Origin of the sequence: Rosistilla ulvae, from assembly GCF_007741475.1 — a bacterium.
GTDB lineage: Bacteria > Planctomycetota > Planctomycetia > Pirellulales > Pirellulaceae > Rosistilla > Rosistilla ulvae.
On sequence record NZ_CP036261.1, the window covers coordinates 2,469,170 to 2,490,349 of the forward strand.

Genomic DNA, 21,180 nt, shown 5'->3' on the forward strand with positions numbered 1-21,180 from the left:
AGCACGACGCGCAAGCGAGTGTTCTTTCTTTTAGTCGCCTTTCGCTCTGCGAAAGTGCGTTTGTGGTGCGTTCTTTCGCGGAGCGAAAGACGATCAACGTTGGGACGCTAGCGTTACTAGCACGACGCGCGGGCGAGTGTTCCTACCGGTTGAGGGAGCGGTGCGCGATCACTCGCTAGCGCTTCGTGCTGGTATGGGGATTGTCGCCTTTCGCTCTGCGAAAGTGCGTTTGGGGGGCGTTCTTTCGCGGAGCGAAAGGCGACCAACCTCGATTTGCAGTCGACCTCTCCTCCGTTGGGTTGCTATAGGAGAGGGAGACAGTTTTGTATCCGATTCGAGCCCAGAGAACTTCCGCCGATGTTGCGCTCTCACATCTTCCGACAGCCCACCGGTTCCCGAGCTTTCGCCCTCGCGATGATCGGATTGTTTGCGATCGCCAACGGATGCTCTGAGCGCGCGGCCGAAGAGACGCCGCTGCGGTATGAAAACTACGAGAACCCCGAGGCGGATGCGGCTGCGATGCGGTCTTCCGCTGATTCGCAAGGTCTGCCCGCACCGTCACCTGCTCCATTGGACCCACCACAAATCACGCGAGCCGAATCGCTGCCGAAGTTCGCTCCTTCGGCCAAGGCGCCCACGATGACAAAGGCTCCGCAACCGCAAGCGATGAGCGTTCCCAGAGCGGGTTCGGCAGCCGCTAGTTCGGACGTCGTTACGTCTCAGGCACAACGGATCGAATATTCCGCAGCCCCAGCCGAGCAGGTGGCTCCCGAAACAGGCGCCCATCTGCAGCGGCTGCCGGCGGGAGCGGAGCACGATGCCGAGGCCGGTTTTGCGACAGTCGAGGTCTTTTATGCGACCGATCGGATGCGGACCGAAGTGCCCTTATCGTCGTATCAGATCAGCGGACAGAAGTCGGCGTTCATGATGTTGGCAGGTTTGGCGGTCGTCGTCGCCCTGTATGGACTCTTCAAATTGATCACTGGGCAAGCGCGTGTCGGTACGGTCGCGATGCTGGCCTCTTGTTTTCTGGGCGTGTTGGCGACCGGCTGGATCGCGATGGGGCAAGCGAATATCGAGAAACAAGGGGTCACCTACAACGGTGATCGGGGAACGTTGGTCCGCGGGATCTGCGAAGTCACCGTGCCCGACACGCACCAACGCGGGCTGGTCGAACGCCCCAGCCTGCTGCGATTCGAGCTGCGCGAAGATCAAACCAAACACATGGTGCTGACCAGTGCCACCGAACTCGCACAGGAAGACTTTCGTCAGCGGTTGTCCGATCGCGTCGCCAGCGCACCCGAGAGCGACCTACTGGTCTTCATCCACGGATACAACGTCGATTTCGAATCCGCTGTGCAACGGACTGCTCAGATCGCCGTCGATCTTCCTTTTGAAGGAGTTCCCGTCTGTTACAGCTGGCCCAGTCAAGCGTCGTTGGTCGGATACACCGTCGACGAAAACAACTCCGAATGGACGATCGCCCACTTAAAAGAATTCCTGCTGGAATTGGTGCAGGAGAGTGGTGCGAAAAGCGTCAACGTGGTCGCTCACAGCATGGGGAATCGCCCGATGACTGCGGTGATGCAGCAGATCGGTTGGGAGTTGAATGATGACGCCGCAGCTCCATTCGATCGGGTCGTGCTGGCCGCTCCCGATGTCGATGCCGATCGGTTCCGCCGCGATCTGGTTCCGCCGCTGTTGCGCGTTGCCAACCAAGTGACGCTGTATGCGTCGAGCGATGATCAAGCGTTGATCGCCAGCAAGAAAGTCCACGGCCATCCGCGAGCGGGAGAGAGTGGCGATCAGATCGTGGTGGTCGAGGGGATCGAAACGATCGACGTCAGCGGAATCGATCTAAGTCTGCTGGGCCACAGCTACTACGGCGATAACGAAACGATGCTTCGCGATCTGTATGAACTCGTCCGCCAACGTCTGCCAGCGCCGCAGCGCGCGATGTTGATCGCGCGCGAAGCTGGCGAGCTGGTCTATTGGCAGTTGGCCCAGCAACAAGGTGCAACGGGCCGTTAACGCGGATACTTAAGCTCGCGACAGGAACTCGCCGGTCCGAGTATCGACTTTGATCCGTTCCCCGTCTTTGATGTACTCGGGAACTTGGATCACCAACCCGGTCTCCAAGGTTGCCGGTTTGCTGCGCGAGGTGGCTGAATTGCCTTTGACCGCTGGATCGCACTGGGTGATATCCATCTCGACCGACGCGGGCAATTCCAAGCCGACCGGACCGTCGTTGTAGATCAGAGCGCGGATCCCTTCGAGTCCTTCGGACAAGTAGAGCAATTGGTCGCCGACATCATCCAGGTTCATTGCGTACTGGTTATAGTTTTCGGTATCCATCAGATGGATCTGTTCGGCGTCGCGATACATCACCTGGACATCGCGTTTGTGGAAATCGGCCATCTCCAACGCGTCGGTCCCCTTGAGTGTGAGATCGACCTTCTGCCGGCTGACCAGATTGCGGCCGCGAAACTTGTACAGCGTTGCCGCTCCCCGCGCCGATGGCGTCTGCACCTGAATCCCCAGAATCAACAAAGGATCGCCATTGTAAACGACGACCGTACCGGTTTTGATTTCTTTTGCTTGCATGTTCTGCTGACGAAAGGGAGAGAGGAGCTGGGGACAAAAACGCGATTCGCCAGCGAAGGCGGTCTTCGCGGCTGGGGGCTACCAGGGGCCGTCTTCCTCACCGGGATCGACGCCATCGCGCGAGCCGTTGATCGATTCGAGGACGCTGTCGCGCTCGGCTCGCGAAGCCCAAACCGATTCGTCCAATTCGAGGCGGACTTCGTATTGGCCTTCGCGGGTGCAGTCCTCTTCGCCACAAAAGTGCGGCGTGTCAGCGACCCACATGATCCGATACAGCGGAACATGTTTGTCGTCGATCAAGATGGTGATTGAATTATTCATGACTGTAACACTCCCAAAAACAAGAATATCGCGTAACCGAACGGGGTTCAGCAAGCCGCCAGAGTCGATTGCGAGACAAAAAAATTGCGATCAGCCTTTGCCCAGTTCTTCACCGCGAAGGGCGGCGGCTTGGACAGCGGAGATCAAGGTGTTTCGCAGTCCACCGCGCTCCAAGGCGGCGATCCCGGCGATCGTGGTCCCGCCGGGACTGGCGACAGCGTCTTTGAGGACTGCGGGGTGCGAGCCGGTCTGTTGGATAAGGGTTGCGGTTCCTAGCACCGTCTGCGTCGCCAGCTGCATCGCCAGGTCGCGTGGTAACCCCGACAACACGCCGCCATCGGCCAAGGCTTCGATGATCATGCAGACATAGGCCGGCCCGCTGCCGCTGACTCCGGTGACCGCATCCATCAATTTGTCGTCAACGCGGAACGCTTTGCCGACCGAGGAGAGCATTCCGTCGACATAGGCTGCGTCTTCACTGCTGACATCGTCGCCACAGCAGTAGGCGCTGGCACCGGCACCAACCAGAGAAGGAGTGTTGGGCATCACGCGGACTACGCGGCTGCAGCCGAATTGGCGGACCAGCGTCCCCAATTGAATCCCCGCCGCGACCGAGATCAGCAGCGACTTGCGGGCTGTTCGTTTTAATTCCGCAACGACCGCCGGAACGCCGTGCGGCTTGATCGCCAACAGGACGACATCGGCTGCTTCCACAGCGGTCTTGCTGTCGGCGGTGACCTTGGCCTGCGGAACGTTCTGTTTCCACCAAGCCTGCGAATCGGTGTTCCGATCTCCCACGGTGACCCGGTCGGCTGTCGTGAAACCTGCGTCGATCATTCCCTGGACCAACGCCCGCCCCATCTTTCCGCCACCGATCAGTGCAAGTTGCGGTTTGGTACTTTCCATGGATCGTGAACTTTTAAGAGAGTGCAAGTAGGTCGCGGACCGGTACATTCCAGGACGCGCCTATAGCGTACCGGTTCCTCGGCAACCGACTCAACACCCCTTGATCCAGCTATTGGATCGGTTCGACCAGCAGCGTTTCAAGCTGCGCCGGCTCGAGCGCCCGATCGAAGATGGCGACCTCGTCGATGCGGCCTTCAAAATTCGAATCGTTGTCGCTGCGGCCCCCGATGAACAGTTCACCGACTTGCGAAACGCCAGCCGCCGCTGCGGTGGTCTCGATCTCGGGCTGCTTCGATCCGTTCAGATAGACCCGCACCTTGTCGCCGCTGCGAGTCATCACGACATGATTCCAGCTCCAACGTTCAAGCGTCGTCTGCCCCGTCACCGGCTTGCTGTCGCCGTTGACGAAGATCAACTTGCCAGGATCGGTCGCGGTGCCGCCGATCCCCAGATGCTCGCCGAACGAACTCGTTTGATAGGGGCGATCGCGGGAGACGATCCAGCCGGTTGTCTCGCGGCCATCGTTGGGCATCCCGTTCCAGATCCACATCGCCACGCTGTAGTCGGCTTGGCCGCTCGGCAGCCGCGTTTGCAGCCGGCCGCCCGCAAGGTGGATCGCGCGGTTGACCTCATCGGCTTCGCAGACACCTGGCTGCGCAGGCCCTTCGAGAAACAACGCGTAGCCCGGCGAGACGCTGGCGTCGCGGTGATGCTTCGAGCTGTCGATCGCGATCGATCCGCCCATATGATCCAGTCGATAAAACGCAAATGGATCGGCTGCCTGAATCGCTTGGGTCAGCTCTCCAGCGGTCTGCACAAACGGACGTCGCGGTTTGCCCGCCAACTGTTCCAACAACTGCAGATTCGCTTCGGCAATCTTCGGTTCCGCCTGGACTTCCAAACCGGCCGAACGCGCTGGCCAAGTGTTGTATCCGCCCAAGTGATGCTGTTCGGGCGGCGGGATATAGCCGTCGCCGCCGTTGGCCAATTCGATCACCATCTGTTTGGCAAACGGACTTTGCAACTTCAACTTCAAACCGGTCAGCGCGTAGGTTTCGTTAGGCGTTGTCGAGATCCCGATGTCGCCGATTCGAATCCCCTGGACGACCACGTCGGTCGACTGTAATTCGTGCAACTTCACCTGCTCGCGAGCGTAGACCTCTTGGGTCGTTTTGGGCAATTCGCCTTCCAGCGAATCGACGATCTGCTGGGCCCACTGCAAGCGTTGGGCATCGGGCAGCCGGTACATCATCGGCAGACGGGTTTCGGCCATCGCGATCGAATCGACAGGTTTGTGCTCGATCTTTTCGTATGCTCCGTAAATGAGGTCCAACAATTCGGTCGTGTAGGTTTCCAGCGTTGGGTTGTAATTGCCATCGGGGCCGGCGGTGTAGTCGCGGCGCCAGATATCGCCGCTGCATCCATGCGACAACATCGCGACCATCGACGGTGTCGTTGCGTTGTCTTGTTTGGGTGATTCTTCCTTGGCCGTCGTTTCCGACTGCGCGACGCGATCTTGGAACGCATTGCACAACAGGCCGAAGTAGTCGGCGCTGATCTGGGAGTCGCCAAAGTAGTGCATCGAAAAGTTGGCCAGGACGGCGATCGGACGACCTTCGGGCGATGTGAACGAGATCAACGTGACCTCGGGATCTTCGGGACCCGACGGACCTGTCACGTTTTCGGGAACGCGGGCGGCGTGCATGTTGGCACGGATGGTGGGGTTGCCAAAGGGATCGTTATCGATTCGGTCGGGACGACGAATCCAACGTCGCAATGCCGTGAATTTATCGGCATCGACGGTTCCCCAACCGACGTGCGCGGGGGCCAGGTTGGCCTCGGCCTTGGCGATCGCTTCGGCTAGCTTTTCTCGCAGATAGGGGACGTAGCGTGGATCGGCATCGGTTCCCAAAGCCCCCATCGCCGAAGGAGCGGTGTGGGTGTGGGTGGCGGAAATCATCATCCGGTCGGGCTTGATCTGGGTTCGCTGAGATGCCAACGCCTTGGCGTCGTCCAACAGAAAACGTGGCACCATGCAGCTGTCGACCACCACGATCGCAATCCGTTCCTGGCCATCGTCCAAGACCATCGCGCGGGCGTTGACCGCCGTTTTTACTTGATTGACCGTTCGCGACAACATTCCGCCATTGACGATCACGGGCATGTCGGGCGGGGTCACGTCGACGACCACCGCGCCCACGCGCAGATCGGCCGAAGCAGGCAGGGCCAGCAGGATCGTCAAGATGCCATAAACACAAACAGAGAGTGGTCTCATTAGATTACCGAAGCGAGAAAGTGGAGGGATTGCAAAGGCAGGACGGTTGGAGGGCAGCCCGTTTTTACCCATCCAACGCCGTCAATGCAAATGTTTTTCCACTTCGCTTCGTTCGATCTACGCCCGGGACGCGGCGATTTCGCGCAGAGAGATTTCCCGCCGTGCTATTCTGTGGCGAGATCGTTGCCACAGCAGTCTCGCTGTGGACCGCTATCGCAACCGTGTTCAGCAGGTTTCCAGATCGGAGCGGCCCGCGGTGAGTTGCGACGAGGTGAGCGCGGTGCGGTCTGACGCTGCCGATTGTTCCAGACGCAGCATCAGCCCGATCACTTCATCGAGGCTTTTGGGTTCTGAAAAGTAGTACCCCTGGCCCAGGTCGCATTCCAGATCGCGCAGCCGTCGCAGTTGTCGCTGCGTTTCGATTCCTTCGGCCGTTACGGTGACGCCCAAATTGTGGGCCAACGTGATGATCGCGTGAATGATCGACTCGTAGTCGACGTTGGATTCCATCGTCGATACAAACGAGCGATCGATCTTGAGGACGTCGATCGGAAACCGATGCAGACAGCTGAGCGAAGAGTGTCCGGTGCCAAAGTCGTCCATGTGCAGTTCGACGCCCAAGTTGCGGATTTCATGTAGACGATCGACGATGTGTTCGGGGTTCTCCATGATCAACGATTCGGTGATCTCGAGATTCAGCAACTTTCCAGAGACATCGAAACTTTTCAGGATCTTGTCGAGCATCAACACAAATCCGGGGTCGATGATCTGTCGTTTGGAAACGTTCACGCTGACCGAAATCGGGCGTTGTCCTGCCACGCGGTTCAATCGTTTGACCGTTCGGCAAGCTTCCTCGAGCACCCAGCGACCGATCGGCACGATCAATCCGGTTTCTTCGGCGACGGGAATGAACTCGGCTGGGCTGATCAATCCGTGTTCGGGATGGTGCCAACGAAGCAGCGATTCGACGCCCGTTACCGTTCCGTCTTTTACGCTGAAGATCGGTTGATAGACCATCCGCAAGGCTTCCTCTTGCAGCACGGTGCGGAGCGATGCTTCCATCTCCAATTGCTTCAGGACCGACGAATGCATGTTGCGATCGAAGACCGCCAAGCAGCGTTTGCCCGAGAATTTGGCGCGGTACATCGCTAGATCTGCATTCCGCATCAGATCTTCGGGAGTCGTCACATCGGCGTTGGCGAACGCGATTCCCAGGCTGGTTCCCACGCTCAATTCTTGGTTCGTCAGGACGTAGGAGTTGATCAGATCGTCGCGAATTGTTTCGGCGAACCGGATCGCCAACGCTTCGGTTTCCACATTGGCCAAGAAGACGACAAATTCGTCGCCGCCGAGTCGAGCGACCAAGCTGTGGGGCGTGTGCGAATCGTGCTCGAGGTCCGTCGCCGCGTCGTTACAAATCGAAGTGAGCGAATCTTGCAGACGTTGAGCGATCTGCACCAACAATTCATCGCCAACGATATGCCCGAGGCTGTCGTTGATCAATTTAAAGTTGTCCAGGTCCAGAAAGATCAGCGCGTCGCACTTGTCGCTGTTCTGTTCGCGACGACGAAACTGCTCCGCCAGAATGTTCTTCAGGTAATTGCGATTGGGCAACTTGGTCAAATGGTCGTGCGTCGCGGCGTGCTGCAACTCGCTTTCGGCCGTCTTGCGTTGGCCGATCTCTTCCTGCAACTTGTCGTTGGCGTTTTGTAATTGTTGCAGCCGCAGTTGGCTGGCCACGCTCGTGCGATGCTTTTGCGTCATCGCCATCGCCAGTTGCAGCACCTCTTCGCTGGCGAAAGGCTTTTTGACAAACAGCAGGTTATCGCGATGTCCTAACCGTTCGATGATCTGCGGCCAGGAGTAATCGGAAAACGCGGTGCAGATGATCACTTGCAGCGACGGATCGACCTGCCACAGCCGGACGATCGTTTCTAGGCCGTCGATCCCAGGAGGCATCCGCATGTCGACAAAGGCGACTTCGAACGGGTTGTTCGCCGCGATCGCTTGAGACGTCAATTCGACCGCCTGGACGCCTTGCAACGCGTGCGTCAATTCAAACGTCATCAACCCCGTCGTGCCGGTGGATGCCGGCGCTGTGGGGGCATCGCCAAACAGTTCAGCTTCCAGATCATCCAGCTCCGAACTCTGGGTGTCGTTGCTCAACAGCACGGTCCGGTAAGCATCGTGAATCGATTGCTGATCATCGACCAACAGGATGCGACCCGGCCGGTTTGCAGACTCGTTGTTCATGTTTAGACTGCCTCTGGGACAGAGTTTTTTATTGGCAGCGACAGTATGAAGGTCGACCCCAGTCCAGCCCCTTCGCTGTGGGCGGTCAAAGAACCCTTCATCTGCTTTGCCGCGTTTGCGCAATAATGCAAACCGTGTCCATGCCCCAACGGTTTGGTCGTAAATCCACTCGAAAAGATTTTGTCGATGTTTGTTGCCGAAATCCCACACCCGTGATCGACTACCTCGATGCAAAGTTCTTCGTTTTCGGATTCGAACACGTTGATCGCGATTTCGCGATTCCGCGCGTCGATATCTTTGATGGCATCCTTCGCGTTGGCGATCAAGTTGACCAACACCTGGATCACTTTTCCACGATCCATCCGCACTTCGGGCAGGTTCTCGCAGTGAACCTTAAGGACCACATCGTGGCTGTCTAGCGAAGCTTGCAACATGCCGATCGCATCGCTGATCAGCTTGTTGGGGCGAACCGATTCGATCACTTGCGCCCCGGTTGCCAGTTTCTGTTGGGATTCCAGGATTTGGCCGGCATGCTGCAGGTTGGTCGACATCGATTGCAATTGCTGCAAAATCTCGAGGTGTTCGGTTTCCAAGTGGTCGGTGACCTGGCAGATGTATTTCGGCAGTTTTTGACCGCGTGGGTCGGTGAGCAAAAAGTCGTTCATCTGATGTTCGTTCTCTCGCAACAGATCGACCGATTTTTTCAGCCCCAACAACTTCGATCGCTCCAGCCGATTGGACATCGAACTGGACAATACGTTCACGTTGGTCATCACGTTGCCAACGTTGTGCAATACACCGGTTGCGACATCCGACATCCCCGCCTGACGCGACAGATCGATCAAGCGACTCTGCGTATCGGCCAAGTTGTCGACCATGCCGTTAAAGTGCCTAGCGAGGTTGCCAAATTCATCCGATCGGCGGACGTTGACGCGGACCGACAGATCGCCGGTCTCGCCGATATGGCTAGCGCGATCCGAAAGATGGGTCAACGGTGAGATCACAATGCTTTGCAACAACAGCAGCAAGATCGTCAACACCACAAACGCGGCAACCAACAGCGAACCGAGAGCATATTGCATCGCGACGCGTCCGGTTTGCGAGATGTTCCGATAGACCATCGCGTGGGTGCGTAGAATGGGTTCCCCCTTGAGATCCAGTAGGATCGATTCAACCGACAGCCGAGCTTCGTCCAGCTCGGTGATGACGACGGGGACATCGCGAGCTTGCTGGGGGCGCATCGCTGTGACGTGGCGTGGCAGTTCGGTCTTGTTCGCCCCGGCGATGTCGTTTGCGGCGATGGGGGAATCTGTCTCCGCGAGCATCGGCGAAACGGTAAAGTCGACCGAGATCTGATTCGCGACCGATTGAACGGCTTTCGAATCCAAGAAACGCCCCATCACCAAGGTGCCATGGATCGGTAGTTTCCCGCCGGTTCGCAAGATGGGCCGTGAAGCCACTTGGATCGGGCCGTATTGAGTCATTAATAAGCCCCCGATCTTGCGATCCTTGGGGGATTTCGAATCGTCGGCGTGCTGCAACAGTGGATGGGGCAAGGGCCATTGGTCGGTGGGGAAGACATCCGAAGCGAGTGATTTCTCGCTGTCGGCCTTGCAAAAGCTGCGGTGGATGACGTTGCCATCGTTGTCGATCACTGCCAATAGATTGAGATCGGTGTCGCGAAACATCGAATCGACGTACTTCTCCGAACCCACTTGCCGCGTCGGGTCGACAGCAAAACGATGCAGATCATCCCAGGAGGCCAAATCGTGGACAAAAAAGTCGAGATGTTCGATGTCGCTTTGGATCGCCTGGTGGCAGCGTTGCAGGTTCTGCGTCGCTTCGCGTTGTTCCAGCGAGACGAACCGTGGGAATACCACCAACTGCTGAATCGTTGCGTCGATCACGACATACAACGAAAACACAGCGATCAGACTTAGCAAGATTTTTAGACGCAGATTCATTTCTGGAGGCCCATCAGGCAGTCGCTTGGCGCTTCAGGTTTCGTTCCCTTCCAAGGGGATACCCGGCGTTGGTTTACTCCGACCCTCCGAAGACTAGGCCTCAAACGCTTGCGTGCCGGTCGGTTTCAAAGCAATTTCCGGCTTTCAAAAGCCCCCTACCGAAGCGAGCCGTTGCAAGCCGCACGATCGTTCCAAACCGACCGCCGCAGCCTGGGCCAATCGGTCTTCCGTTGGGGATCCGCCGGCGCACGCCTAGCGTCCGGTTCCCTTGGACAACGCCGCGCTATCGCGTGTCGGCGTATTCTCCTAAACCCAAACACTGATTCGCCCTGCAGCAATCGCAGCCGCCGTTTGCGTCTTTTCTAAGCTTCTGCTTTAATCGAACGGCTTGACGCCACCTTCTTCCCGGTCGACTTCTCCCCCATGCCTGATATCCCTCGCGCTCCCGAAACCGATGCCCCCCCACGGCGGAAATTGCTGGATCTCCAACGCGACGATCTCGTCGGCTGGTTGGCCGAGCAGAAGCAGCCGAAGTTTCGCGCCGCCCAGATTCTCCGCTGGGTTTACCAGCAACGGGCGATGTCGTTCGATGAGATGACCGACCTGCCGGCGAAGCTTCGCCAGCGGTTGGCCGAAGATTTCGATCTGTTTACCGCCAGCATCGAAACGGAACAGGTTTCTAACGACGGCACCGAAAAATTGTTGCTGCGTCTGGGGGACGGTGGCGAGGTCGAATGCGTCTTGTTGCGCGATGGACCCCGACGGTCGATCTGCGTCAGCAGCCAGGTTGGTTGCGCGATGGGGTGTGTCTTCTGTGCCAGTGGACTCGATGGCGTGAAACGCAATTTGACCCGCGGCGAGATCATGGAACAGATGCTGCGATTGCAGCGGCGTCTGCCCGCCGACGAACGACTCAGCCACATCGTGATGATGGGGATGGGGGAACCGTTGGCGAACCTCGACAACGTGCTGGCTACGCTCGATATCGCTCGCGACGCCGAAGGTTTGGGGATCAGTCCCCGCCGGATCACGATCAGCACGGTCGGCTTGCCCCCGGCAATCGATCGACTGGCACGACACGGGGTTCCCTACAACCTCGCCGTCAGTCTACACGCTCCCAACGACGAACTGCGAAACCAATTGGTCCCCGTCAACGTGAAGGTTGGAGTCGATAAGATCCTGGCGGCGGCCGATCGCTATTTTGCCACCAGCGGTCGCCGATTGACTTACGAATACGTGTTGCTTGGCGGCGTGAACGATTCGATACAGCAGGCCCATGAACTCGTCCGCCTGCTTCGCAGTCGATCGGCCTTGTTGAACGTCATCCCCTACAATCCCGTCGCCGGACTACCTTATAAAACGCCCAGCGCTGGCGCGATCACGCAGTTTCGCGAAGCCTTGGAACAGGGTGGCGTCAACGTGCAGTTCCGCACCCGCAAGGGGAGCGACATCGATGCCGCTTGCGGTCAATTGCGCCGCAATCGCGCCATGCTCAACGAATCCCAACTGCCGCTAGCCTGAACCGCTAGCGAAATGCGGCGGTAACCGAGTTACAGTCGCTTCAACAGATCGGCCATCAGACAATCGACTGCTTCTCGCTGGCGATCGGTTCGGCCGGTCGTTTTCAGTTGATGTCGGGACGTTTCGATTTCAAGCGAGCCATCGCCGCTGCGTCGGGCGATCGAGACGAAGACGATGCCGTCGAGTTCCGGCGGCGCGTCGGGGCCCAGATGTCCAGTGATCGCTGCGGCCACATCGGCATCGCCCGTCTTGCGGATCACTCCGGCCACCATCTGTTCGGTCACCGGTTGGCTGACCGCTGTAAAACGCAGCAGGTCCGCTTCGTCGACACCCAGCCAAGCGATTTTCATCGATTCGCGATAGGTCACCACCGATCCGCACAACCAACGTGAAATCCCTGGAATCGAAGCCAAAGTCGCGGCGACTAGCCCCGCCGTGCAGCTTTCGGCAAACACGATTTTGGTTTGGTGTTCGGTCAGACGGTCGGCAACGCGCTGGGTTAGGGTGATCATGCCTGACATAATACCGTAGCGGCGATCCGGTCGAAAGCGTTTCGCAGCGCGTGCTGGCGACCGCATGAGGCGGGTAGGTTCTTCTGCTTTATGGCGTAATCGTCGTCCCCGGCGTAAACTACTCCGAGTCCCATTTTCCTTCCACGATTTGTCGATTGAGAGAGCCCCGATGCCCGAGGATCAATTAGGTCAAGAACTTGAACGGCTGCACGCGATGCTGGCCGCGCAAGAGGAACTGACCGACGAGCAACGCGAGAAATTGCAGCAACTGGCCGATGACATCGAAGCGGCATTGGGCAAGTCCGAAGCCCCGGCCGATTTCAGCGACCAGATCGACGATCTCATTCGCGACTTCGAGGCGAACCATCCCACGGTCACCGATTTGCTGCGGCGGATCGTCGACGGCTTGGCGAATCTCGGAATTTAAGCCGCCCCTATCGCGGGCACCGGAGTTGTCCGCTTTTCGCGGGCTGACGTTTATCGCGCCGCCGCGGCGATCACGCGGTCGCTGGGAGCGGTGGCAAGGACGTACGTGTTGCGTCCATCTTCGACCTCGATCGTGCGAGCTGTCGGATCTCGCTGCAACGGGCTGCCGCGGCCAAAGGCTTGCATACTGATGTTATGCGTGCCGACCGGCAGTTCGGCGCGGAGGACTTGGATCTCGCGAGGCAGCAGACTCCAACATCGCGTATCGGTCTTTTCAGTCGCCTCCCACGCGCTGCCAGCCAGATCGACGACCAATTGCAACATCGGGTCTTGGATTCCGAAAGCGTCTTTGCCGGCGGCGACCGCCGATTTCTTGACGATCCGCCGCGCGACAGCTCGGACCAACAGGTCGGTCTTCTCCGCTTCGTACTGCTGCACCGCCATCTGGCCGACGTCGGTGATCGACTGCGTCAGCCCCAGTGGTTGATCGTCAGCCATCACAAAAACTGTGTCGATCGCCGTCTCGGGAATCGCCACCGCGGGGATCTCGATCGGAGCCATTGTCGGCGGGACGCTGTACTTTCCGACAGCCGAAACGACGCGGTCGGCCAGCAACAATACATTGCTGGTGACGGGAGCCTGCTGAGCGACTCGCTGCGGTCCCTGGCCAACCAAAGCAAAGATGTAGACGACGCCGTGCCCCGGTTGGCAATGGACGCCACTCTCGGCGCGGGCGATGTCGATTTCTGCGGGAGCAAAGCTCGGCTGGATCTCCGAGACCAAGCGATAGGCCCGCGAGGCGTCGTCGTAATCGCGGTAGTTCATCTCGCGCAGCACGCCGCGCATGTAAGGGGCCAAGGCGAGCGGTTGGTAGTGTTTGTCGGCGTCCAACATCCCGGCATCGATCGCCGCCTGCTGCAACTCCATCTGTTTGCTTTGCGCCTGCAACGCGTACGCTTCGGCATCGACAGCGTCGGACATCATGCTCGAAAGAGCCAACATCGCCCGAATCATCACCTGTTCGTAGCCCCAGCCTCGGTACTGGCGGGCCGTATCGTCGGTGATGTAGCTGATCGTCCCGGCGACCGGATCGGCCGCCTGGTTTTCGTCGAGCGTACCGCGAGCTTCCAGCAACAACTGTTCAGCGTTGTCGGTATCGCCGGCGGCCAAGTGGACCATCGCGAGGTCGAGCGTCGAAACGACCGAAGCCTTCCGGTCGGACTCTTTGATCTTTTCGAGCGTCGCTTGCGAATCGTCGAACGCGCCGTGGTAGAACTGGTTGCGAGCCGTCGTCAGCTGCATCCCGCCACGACAGCCCGCCGGAAGACAGCACAGCAGTGCCAGCCCAACCAAACACCAGCGATGCAGCATCGCCATCGCCCCGCCCAACTTGGGCAGGCGGTGAATGTCGCTCTTCACAGCGGCCACGCGATCAACCATCGCCCTGTTGGAAGACTCCGTATTGCCACCACTTGCCGCCACGCGAGTCGTGGTAGCCCTTGCGGATGGTCGCCGATTCCTTGAAGTATTCGCCGGTGTGAATGTTGGTGATCTCCAACGACAACAGATAATCGCGCTGCGTCGACTTGTTCCGCTCAGTCGTTCCCGAAGTGATCGTGGCGTACATCAAGAAATCAACAGGCGATCCCTGGCGTCCCAACGTGCCGGCAAAGACATCGCGGTTGGTCGGCAGGAACAACGAATCGGGGCGCAGTCGCGTTTCACGAAGCGCCGCTTCGACCATCCGCCGGCTGACCAATTGGAACGACTCGTGACCGGAGACCTGCGAATCGATCCGTTCGTACAACTGATCCTTAAAGTCACCGATCTCTTCGGAACTCTTGTTCTCGATCCCGACAAAACAGACGGTCGCGGGACGCGTTCCGACTAGCGGCAATTGATGGCTGGCGGGCATCATCACCCCGGGGGGGATCTCCTCGGGCCCGGCTGGATGGATCGCTTGGACCCCCGGCACGCATCGGCTCATCAACTTGGCGACCGATTCGTCGACCAACGGATTCCAGACCGCAGCGCCGGCCTGATGGCTGCCGACCAGGTCGATGTCGTCCCCTTTGAGAATATGGGCGTAATTGTGGCTGCGGCAGCCGGTCGCTGCGGCAGCCGTGGCAGCGGTCAGGCACAGAAAAGTTCGGCGATCCATCGCGCGGGCTCCATTGCTAGCTAACTACGGGCCAACCCGTCGAATTGGGGAGCCGCTGGGCGACTCCCCGCGAATTGGCCGCGGAATATATAGGGTCCTACAGGCATGATCGGTCATCGATCAAGCTCGGCTTTCGAAATCTGGCCGATGCGGTCCCAGAATTGGACAAAACCCGCAGATCTAAACTGTAAACTGGCATCAAGTTGCGTTGACAAAACAACCAGGTTGACGAAACTTTGATATCTTCTTGAACCCAACAACACTCAATCCCCCAATCGCGTACCGGAACCGCCACCCTATGCTCGCCTCGCTAGCTGCCCCGATCGTACCGGAAACCTTCATCTCGCCCCTGTCGCCAGGAGTCCCAGCTTCCCCCGGCTGGATTGGTAGCGGCTCGCAAGCGGAGCTGTCGAATTTCGACGACGACGAGGAAGACAGCGACGACGAAGAGGACGACGACGAGGAGGAAGAGGAGGACGAGTTCGCCGACGATGATTTTGGCGACGACCTCGACAGCGACGATCTCGACGACTTCGAGGATATCGACGACGATGATTTCGACGACGACTTCGACGACGATTTCGAAGAAGAACTCGAAGACGATTACGAATTGGATCTCAACGACGATCTCTCCACCGGCAATGACAAAGACGATGCCGATGGCGATTTCGAAGACATCGACTAAAGCAACGCTCGGCCGCCGCTGCCCCCAGCGGTGCACTTCGACGATCGAACCGGGCCGCATCGCCGCGGGGCCCCAACGCAGCATGGGCCCCCAACGCGGGACGCCCTCACCGAGCCGACGCACTACAACTTCTTCGCCAGAGCACGCGACATAAACTCATGTTCAAAGCAGTTTCCACGGACGTAAACTTCCCCGCGCAAGAACAACAGATCCTGGAGTTCTGGGATCAGAACCAGATCTATGAGGAATCGCTGAAGCTGCGCAAGGATGCCCCGGCGTTTGTCTTCTACGAAGGTCCGCCCACCGCCAATGGCATGCCGCACCCCGGGCACTGCTTGACCCGCGCGATCAAGGATCTGTTCCCGCGATACCGCACGATGCGAGGCTATCTGTGCGAACGCAAAGCAGGCTGGGATACGCACGGGCTGCCGGTCGAAGTCGAAGTCGGCAAGGAACTGGGGATCCACAGCAAAGAACAGATCGAAGCTTACGGCGTCGAACCGTTCATCCAAAAATGCCAGCAGAGCGTTTGGCGTTACATGCAGGAGTGGGAACAATTGACCCGACGGCTCGGCTTTTGGGTCGACCTGCAGAAGGCGTACGTCACCTACCACCAAAGCTACGTCGAGAGCGTTTGGTGGAGCCTGAAGAACTTCTTCGATCGCGGCCTGCTGTACAAAGGGCACAAGATCGTCTGGTGGTGGTCGCAAGGCGGAACCGCCCTGTCTGCGGGCGAAGTCGGCCAGGGATATCGCCAAGTCGCCGACCCCAGCGTTTACGTTCGCTTCCCCTTAGTCGACGATCCCAGCACCAGCCTGCTGGTCTGGACGACAACGCCTTGGACGCTGCCGAGCAACATGTTTGCCGCGGTCCATCCCGAGCTAGAATACTCGCTGGTCAAAGATGCCGATTCGGACCAGCAGTTCTACGTCGCCAGCGCGTTGGTCGAAACGATCGCCGATAAAGCGAAGCTCACATTGGAAGTCGTCTCCACCTGCAAGGGAACCGATCTGATCGGCCGGCGCTACACGCCGCCATTCGATATCTATTCGAAGGAGCTCGCCGACGCTGAGGGAACGCTGGCCGATGGCTCGGGAAAACAGCACCTCTATTGGCGCGTTGTTGCTGCCGATTTCGTGACGACCGACAGCGGAACCGGCTTGGTCCACCAAGCCCCAGCGTTTGGTGAAGTCGATTACGACGTGCTGGCTCAACAGTTGCCCCGCTTCGTCGACGGCCAGGCTCCCGAACTGCTCTACTGCGTCGGACCCGACGGCAAGTTCACCGAGGCGTTTCCCGAATTCGAAGGCCAATGGGTCAAGGATGCCGACAAAGCGATCAGCCGCGATCTGAAAGACCGCGGCCTGTTGCTGCACCAAGAACAGTATCTTCACGATTACCCGTTCTGTTGGCGAGCCGATCAAGATCCGTTGATCCAATATCCACGCGAGAGCTGGTTCGTGCGGACGACCGAATTCAAGGACGCGATGCTGGCCAACAACCAAAAGATCAATTGGTTGCCAGGGCATATCAAAGAGGGACGGTTCGGGAACTTCTTGGAATCGAACGTCGATTGGGCACTCTCGCGAGAACGCTATTGGGGCACTCCGCTGCCGATCTGGGTCTGCGATGAGACCGGCCAGATGGAAGCGATCGGTTGCTACGACGAACTACTCGCCAAGCCGGGGATCACGGGAACCGAGGTCTGGGCCGAAGCGAAGGCGAAGAACCCCGAACTTGTCGACGATCTCCGCGTCCACAAGCCGTATATCGACGAGGTCTCCTACGATTCGCCTTTCGCCGCCGGGTCGCGAATGCGTCGAGTGACCGAAGTCATCGACTGCTGGTACGACAGCGGGGCGATGCCGTTTGCCCAGTGGGGATACCCGCACCAGAACGCCGACGAGTTTAAGTCGCAGTTTCCGGCCGACTTCATCAGCGAAGCGTTGGACCAAACCCGCGGTTGGTTCTACAGCCAACTGGCGATCAGCACGCTGTTGAACGCGGGCGATTCCCAGCATCCCGTCGATTACCCGCATCCGTTTAAGAACTGCATCGTGCTGGGGCTGATGCTGGCCGAGTGGTACGAAGATAAGAAGGATCCCAGCAAGCGATACCTTTCCGAAGACGAAGCCCGCCAAGCGTGCGGCGACAAAGGCTTCAACAAGAAGACCGGCAAGATGTCGAAACAGCTGCGGAATTATCGCAGTCCTAACGAGATCTTCGACCAGTACGGCGCCGACGCGCTGCGGTGGTACTTCTTCGCCAACCAAGCTCCTTGGAATTCGATCATCTACAGCGAGCGGACGATCAAGGAATCGATCCCCGAGTTCCTGCTGCGACTGTGGAACGTCTTCAGTTTCTTCAGCATCTATGCCGAGATCGACGGGTTCGATCCGACCAAGGGAATCGGTTCAGTCGACCAATTGTCGCCGGCCGAACTCGCTTCCGCCAACGGTTACCGTCCCGTTGCTGAGCGTGCGGAGATCGATCGCTGGATCCTTTCGGAACTGCATCGCAACGTCGCGATCGTCGTCGATCGAATGGACGCCTACGACAACTACGCAGCCTGCCAAGCGATCAACGAACTTGTCGATGGGCTGAGCAATTGGTTCGTCCGCCGCAGCCGCGATCGATTCTGGGCCGCCGATAAACAAGACCAAAACAAACTGGACGCCTACTGGACACTGTACGAAGTCCTGTTGGAGGTCTCCAAGTTGATCGCGCCGTTTGTGCCGTTCCTGGCCGAAACGCTGTGGCATAACCTATCGGCTCCTTTCGCCGAATCGGAAACGTCTGCTTCGGTTGGCACGCCGCGCAAAAGCGTCCATCTGTGCGATTACCCCGCCGCCAACGAAGGCTACATCGACGAAACGCTTTCGCAGCGGATGAGCCTTCTGCGCGAGATCGCCTCGTTGGGTCGATCGGCTCGCGCCAACGCGAAGCTGAAGGTTCGCCAACCGCTGGCCTGTGTCGAAGTTGTTCTAGCGGACAACTCGCATCAAGCGTGGCTGGAAATGCACGACGCATTGCTGCGTGAAGAATTGAACGTCAAGAAAGTTGAATACACGACCGAAGCGGACAAATACGTCACCTACAACGTGCAGCCCAACTTCAAACGCCTGGGCCCACGCGTCGGCAAACTGATCCCGCAAGTCAAGCAATTGCTGGGCAAAGCCGATGGCGGTGAAATGATGGCTCAAATGCAAGCCGATGGCAAAGTCACGATCGAAGTCGGCGGTACCGCGATCGATCTGGACAGCGATGACATTCAGATCAGCCTGACGGCTCGCGACGGCTGGACCGCCGCTCAGGGCCGCGGCTGTGTCGTCGTCTTGTCGACCGACCTGACGCCTGAACTGATTCGCGAGGGAATGGCCCGCGATCTGGTTCGCTTTGTCCAAGAACGCCGCAAGGGAATGGATCTGCAGTTCACCGATCGAATCCGTGTAGGCGTCGAGACCGACAGTGAAGAGGTTCGCCAAGCGATCCAAGAGAACAACGCATTCATCTGCGAAGAGACGCTCGCCGACGACTTGGCCCTCGCCTCGCTGCCGGAGACCGAATCGGTCGCCGCCACGCTCGGCGATTCAGAAGTCCAGTTCTACGTCACCTTGGCCGGGAAATAGGGCGAGCAGTCCGGCGGCGCGGTTCCAAACACCTTGCTTCAAAAGCCTGGTGCACCCAAGGCCGGAGGGCGACAAAAGAATTGCCGGTGGTGTAATCCAGCGGCCTGCAGACGACTCACTTTCCCAACCCACAACTCTTTCTTTCACCCAACCAACCTTCCATGTCACTTCCAATCGCTGTTTTCATTTCTGGTGGCGGCACGACGTTGCGCAACCTGATTGCCTGGCAACAGCGTGGCCAGTTGGATGTCGACTTCCGCTTGGTGATCAGTAGCGCCGCAAACGCCAAGGGACTCGAGTTCGCTTCTGTGGAATCGATCCCGCAGCAAGTGATCGCCAAAAAACAATTCACCGACGACCAGGCTTACAGCGAAGCGATGTTCCAACCCTGCCGCGATGCCGGAGTGGAACTTGTCGTCATGGCCGGCTTCCTGAAACATGTTCTGATCCCGACCGATTTTGAAAACCGCGTCGTCAATATCCACCCCAGCTTGATCCCTTCGTTTTGCGGAGCGGGGATGTACGGATCGCGGGTCCATCAAGCGGTCCTCGACTTTGGCGCCAAGCTCAGCGGCTGCACCGTTCACTTTGTCGACAACGATTTCGACCACGGACCGATCATCGCTCAACACGCCTGCGAAGTCCGCGGCGACGACACCGCGGCATCGCTTGCAGCGCGGGTCTTTGAACGCGAATGCGATGCGTTGCCACGCGTGGTTCAAGCGATCGCCGAAGGCCGCGTTTCGGTCACCGGTCGCCGCGTTCACACTCAACCCACAGAGAGAGCATCGTGAGACCAGGCCCTAGTTTAAGTGGTCCCAAGACGACGCTGCTGTTGTACGGTTTGATCATCGCCACGATCACGATAGTCGTCGGGTCGACGGTTTGGATGGGCCAAGCGTCGGACCAACCGCTGCCGGTTAAGGCGGAACTGGATCAACGCATGGTCGACGTTCCCGATGGCAGCGGTGCTCGGCTGACCGACGTGATCGTGCTGACGAATCTCAGCGGAGATGCGCTGCCGAAAATCGATATCTCGATCAACGCGCAATACTTCTTGTATCGCGATTCACCGCTGGCGCCGCACGAGGAATTGGTGCTGCCCCAGTCGATCTTCTCGACCAAAAGCAGCCTCCGCTTCAATCCGGACAACTACCCGATCCAAACCATCACCGTGACCGGGCGGTTACCCAGCGGAGCCCGCGGCGTCTACGAAATGGTTATCGAAGACGCAGCTTCTCACGCAACTGAGGAATGATCGCGGCGGGGACAAACTTCGCTAGTCGCAAATCGTCGTCGCTAAGTTCGGCGATCTGCTTCAGCAGTGAACTGCTGATGTGAGCGTATTCCTCGTCGGCCATCAGGAAGACGGTTTCGATCGAATCGTCCAACTGGCGGTTGGCCATCATCATCGTAAACTCGCCGGCGATGTCGGTCAGCGGACGGATCCCGCGAACCATCGCCGCGGCATTGCAGCTGCGAACAAAATCGACAGCCAAACCGTCGAAGGTTTCGATCCGCAGGTTGGGAATATCGCGAGTCACCTCGGCGATCAACTCGATCCGTTCCTGGCTTTCAAACAGCGACCGCTTATCCGCGTTGATGCCGATCCCGACGATCAATTCGTCGAACAACCGCGTCGCGCGACGGATGATGTGCAGATGGCCCAGGGTCACGGGATCGAAGGACCCCGTATAAACACCGATTCGATTCATGAAGGCGGTTTCGTTGTTGAGTGGGAAGCGGATTGTAAACCCCGAACGACCGCGGCGATTCCAACTTGGTCCCCGAATGTGCCACTAATGCACACACGACGCAGGTTCTCGCCATCTTAATTCAACCGGGGCAAACTTGCGATCGGTGTTCGCGCTGCGCCAGGGCAAATCAGCGATTGCGATAGCGCCAATGAACCGGCAGACGCGA

At 58.5% G+C, this 21,180-nt stretch carries 17 protein-coding genes; 7 read left to right on the forward strand and 10 right to left on the reverse strand.

Annotated features, from left to right (window positions below; all coding sequences use genetic code 11):
• The first annotated feature begins 357 nt into the window (after positions 1-357).
• Positions 358-2,031, forward strand: a complete 1,674-nt coding sequence (locus EC9_RS08895) for an alpha/beta hydrolase (RefSeq protein ID WP_145344199.1) — start codon at positions 358-360, stop codon at positions 2,029-2,031.
• Between the two features lie 9 nt (positions 2,032-2,040).
• On the opposite strand, the gene EC9_RS08900 is transcribed toward EC9_RS08895, so the two are convergent.
• From EC9_RS08900 to EC9_RS08925, 6 genes are all read right to left on the reverse strand, one after another.
• Positions 2,041-2,604: an elongation factor P gene (locus EC9_RS08900; RefSeq protein WP_145120090.1), complete on the reverse strand. Its 564-nt coding sequence runs from the start codon at positions 2,602-2,604 to the stop codon at positions 2,041-2,043.
• 78 nt (positions 2,605-2,682) lie between these two features.
• Complete coding sequence (locus tag EC9_RS08905) at positions 2,683-2,925, reverse strand: hypothetical protein (RefSeq protein ID WP_145120092.1); 243 nt, start codon at positions 2,923-2,925, stop codon at positions 2,683-2,685.
• A gap of 90 nt (positions 2,926-3,015) precedes the next feature.
• Positions 3,016-3,831: a pyrroline-5-carboxylate reductase gene (proC, locus tag EC9_RS08910; RefSeq protein WP_145344201.1), complete on the reverse strand. Its 816-nt coding sequence runs from the start codon at positions 3,829-3,831 to the stop codon at positions 3,016-3,018.
• Between the two features lie 109 nt (positions 3,832-3,940).
• On the reverse strand, positions 3,941-6,106 hold the full coding sequence (locus EC9_RS08915; RefSeq protein WP_218934686.1) for a LamG-like jellyroll fold domain-containing protein: 2,166 nt from the start codon (positions 6,104-6,106) through the stop codon (positions 3,941-3,943).
• Positions 6,107-6,331: 225 nt separating this feature from the next.
• Entirely contained in the window at positions 6,332-8,359 is a 2,028-nt protein-coding gene (locus tag EC9_RS08920; RefSeq protein WP_145344205.1) for a putative bifunctional diguanylate cyclase/phosphodiesterase, read from the reverse strand.
• A 2-nt stretch (positions 8,360-8,361) separates the two neighbouring features.
• The gene (locus EC9_RS08925) at positions 8,362-10,323 is read right to left on the reverse strand and encodes a CHASE4 domain-containing protein (RefSeq protein ID WP_145344207.1); all 1,962 of its coding nucleotides are present in this window, start codon (positions 10,321-10,323) and stop codon (positions 8,362-8,364) included.
• 423 nt (positions 10,324-10,746) lie between these two features.
• Between EC9_RS08925 and rlmN the strand changes: the two genes are divergently transcribed.
• On the forward strand, positions 10,747-11,844 hold the full coding sequence (gene rlmN / locus EC9_RS08930) for a 23S rRNA (adenine(2503)-C(2))-methyltransferase RlmN (RefSeq protein WP_145344209.1): 1,098 nt from the start codon (positions 10,747-10,749) through the stop codon (positions 11,842-11,844).
• A gap of 29 nt (positions 11,845-11,873) precedes the next feature.
• On the opposite strand, the gene EC9_RS08935 is transcribed toward rlmN, so the two are convergent.
• Positions 11,874-12,356: a CinA family protein gene (locus EC9_RS08935; RefSeq protein ID WP_218934687.1), complete on the reverse strand. Its 483-nt coding sequence runs from the start codon at positions 12,354-12,356 to the stop codon at positions 11,874-11,876.
• Between the two features lie 169 nt (positions 12,357-12,525).
• Between EC9_RS08935 and EC9_RS08940 the strand changes: the two genes are divergently transcribed.
• Positions 12,526-12,783, forward strand: coding sequence for a DUF4404 family protein (locus EC9_RS08940; RefSeq protein WP_218934688.1), 258 nt, complete (start codon positions 12,526-12,528; stop codon positions 12,781-12,783).
• A gap of 50 nt (positions 12,784-12,833) precedes the next feature.
• On the opposite strand, the gene EC9_RS08945 is transcribed toward EC9_RS08940, so the two are convergent.
• Positions 12,834-14,222, reverse strand: a complete 1,389-nt coding sequence (locus EC9_RS08945; RefSeq protein ID WP_145344215.1) for a hypothetical protein — start codon at positions 14,220-14,222, stop codon at positions 12,834-12,836.
• Positions 14,215-14,943, reverse strand: coding sequence for a penicillin-binding protein activator LpoB (locus EC9_RS08950; protein WP_145344217.1), 729 nt, complete (start codon positions 14,941-14,943; stop codon positions 14,215-14,217). The genes EC9_RS08945 and EC9_RS08950 overlap by 8 nt, the downstream gene beginning before the upstream one ends.
• A gap of 298 nt (positions 14,944-15,241) precedes the next feature.
• On the opposite strand from EC9_RS08950, the gene EC9_RS26445 reads away from it, so the two are divergent.
• The 4 genes from EC9_RS26445 (at position 15,242) to EC9_RS08970 (ending at position 20,515) form a co-directional block, all read left to right on the forward strand.
• Entirely contained in the window at positions 15,242-15,628 is a 387-nt protein-coding gene (locus tag EC9_RS26445) for a hypothetical protein (protein WP_218934689.1), read from the forward strand.
• A 158-nt stretch (positions 15,629-15,786) separates the two neighbouring features.
• Positions 15,787-19,257: an isoleucine--tRNA ligase gene (gene ileS, locus EC9_RS08960; RefSeq protein WP_145344219.1), complete on the forward strand. Its 3,471-nt coding sequence runs from the start codon at positions 15,787-15,789 to the stop codon at positions 19,255-19,257.
• A gap of 161 nt (positions 19,258-19,418) precedes the next feature.
• On the forward strand, positions 19,419-20,051 hold the full coding sequence (purN, locus tag EC9_RS08965; protein ID WP_145344221.1) for a phosphoribosylglycinamide formyltransferase: 633 nt from the start codon (positions 19,419-19,421) through the stop codon (positions 20,049-20,051).
• Positions 20,048-20,515 carry a hypothetical protein gene (locus EC9_RS08970; protein ID WP_145119851.1) on the forward strand — a complete coding sequence of 156 codons (468 nt, stop codon included), beginning with the start codon at positions 20,048-20,050 and terminating at the stop codon, positions 20,513-20,515. Before purN ends, EC9_RS08970 begins: the two co-directional genes overlap by 4 nt.
• Here the strand turns inward: EC9_RS08970 and coaD are convergent.
• Positions 20,478-20,972 (reverse strand): pantetheine-phosphate adenylyltransferase, encoded by a 495-nt coding sequence (coaD, locus tag EC9_RS08975; protein WP_145344223.1) that lies wholly within the window; start codon positions 20,970-20,972, stop codon positions 20,478-20,480. The genes EC9_RS08970 and coaD overlap by 38 nt on opposite strands.
• Positions 20,973-21,180 lie beyond the last annotated feature (208 nt).

Bases quoted from the DNA above. Each gene is read 5' to 3' on its own strand.
- rlmN (WP_145344209.1), top strand. From the start codon at position 10,747: ATGCCTGATATCCCTCGCGCTCCCGAAACCGATGCCCCCCCACGGCGG.
- purN (WP_145344221.1), top strand. From the start codon at position 19,419: ATGTCACTTCCAATCGCTGTTTTCATTTCTGGTGGCGGCACGACGTTG.
- EC9_RS08915 (WP_218934686.1), bottom strand. From the start codon at position 6,106: ATGAGACCACTCTCTGTTTGTGTTTATGGCATCTTGACGATCCTGCTG.
- proC (WP_145344201.1), bottom strand. From the start codon at position 3,831: ATGGAAAGTACCAAACCGCAACTTGCACTGATCGGTGGCGGAAAGATG.
- EC9_RS08940 (WP_218934688.1), top strand. From the start codon at position 12,526: ATGCCCGAGGATCAATTAGGTCAAGAACTTGAACGGCTGCACGCGATG.
- coaD (WP_145344223.1), bottom strand. From the start codon at position 20,972: ATGAATCGAATCGGTGTTTATACGGGGTCCTTCGATCCCGTGACCCTG.
- EC9_RS08925 (WP_145344207.1), bottom strand. From the start codon at position 10,323: ATGAATCTGCGTCTAAAAATCTTGCTAAGTCTGATCGCTGTGTTTTCG.
- EC9_RS08945 (WP_145344215.1), bottom strand. From the start codon at position 14,222: ATGGTTGATCGCGTGGCCGCTGTGAAGAGCGACATTCACCGCCTGCCC.
- EC9_RS26445 (WP_218934689.1), top strand. From the start codon at position 15,242: ATGCTCGCCTCGCTAGCTGCCCCGATCGTACCGGAAACCTTCATCTCG.
- EC9_RS08895 (WP_145344199.1), top strand. From the start codon at position 358: ATGTTGCGCTCTCACATCTTCCGACAGCCCACCGGTTCCCGAGCTTTC.
- EC9_RS08950 (WP_145344217.1), bottom strand. From the start codon at position 14,943: ATGGATCGCCGAACTTTTCTGTGCCTGACCGCTGCCACGGCTGCCGCA.
- ileS (WP_145344219.1), top strand. From the start codon at position 15,787: ATGTTCAAAGCAGTTTCCACGGACGTAAACTTCCCCGCGCAAGAACAA.
- EC9_RS08935 (WP_218934687.1), bottom strand. From the start codon at position 12,356: ATGATCACCCTAACCCAGCGCGTTGCCGACCGTCTGACCGAACACCAA.
- EC9_RS08920 (WP_145344205.1), bottom strand. From the start codon at position 8,359: ATGAACAACGAGTCTGCAAACCGGCCGGGTCGCATCCTGTTGGTCGAT.
- EC9_RS08900 (WP_145120090.1), bottom strand. From the start codon at position 2,604: ATGCAAGCAAAAGAAATCAAAACCGGTACGGTCGTCGTTTACAATGGC.
- EC9_RS08905 (WP_145120092.1), bottom strand. From the start codon at position 2,925: ATGAATAATTCAATCACCATCTTGATCGACGACAAACATGTTCCGCTG.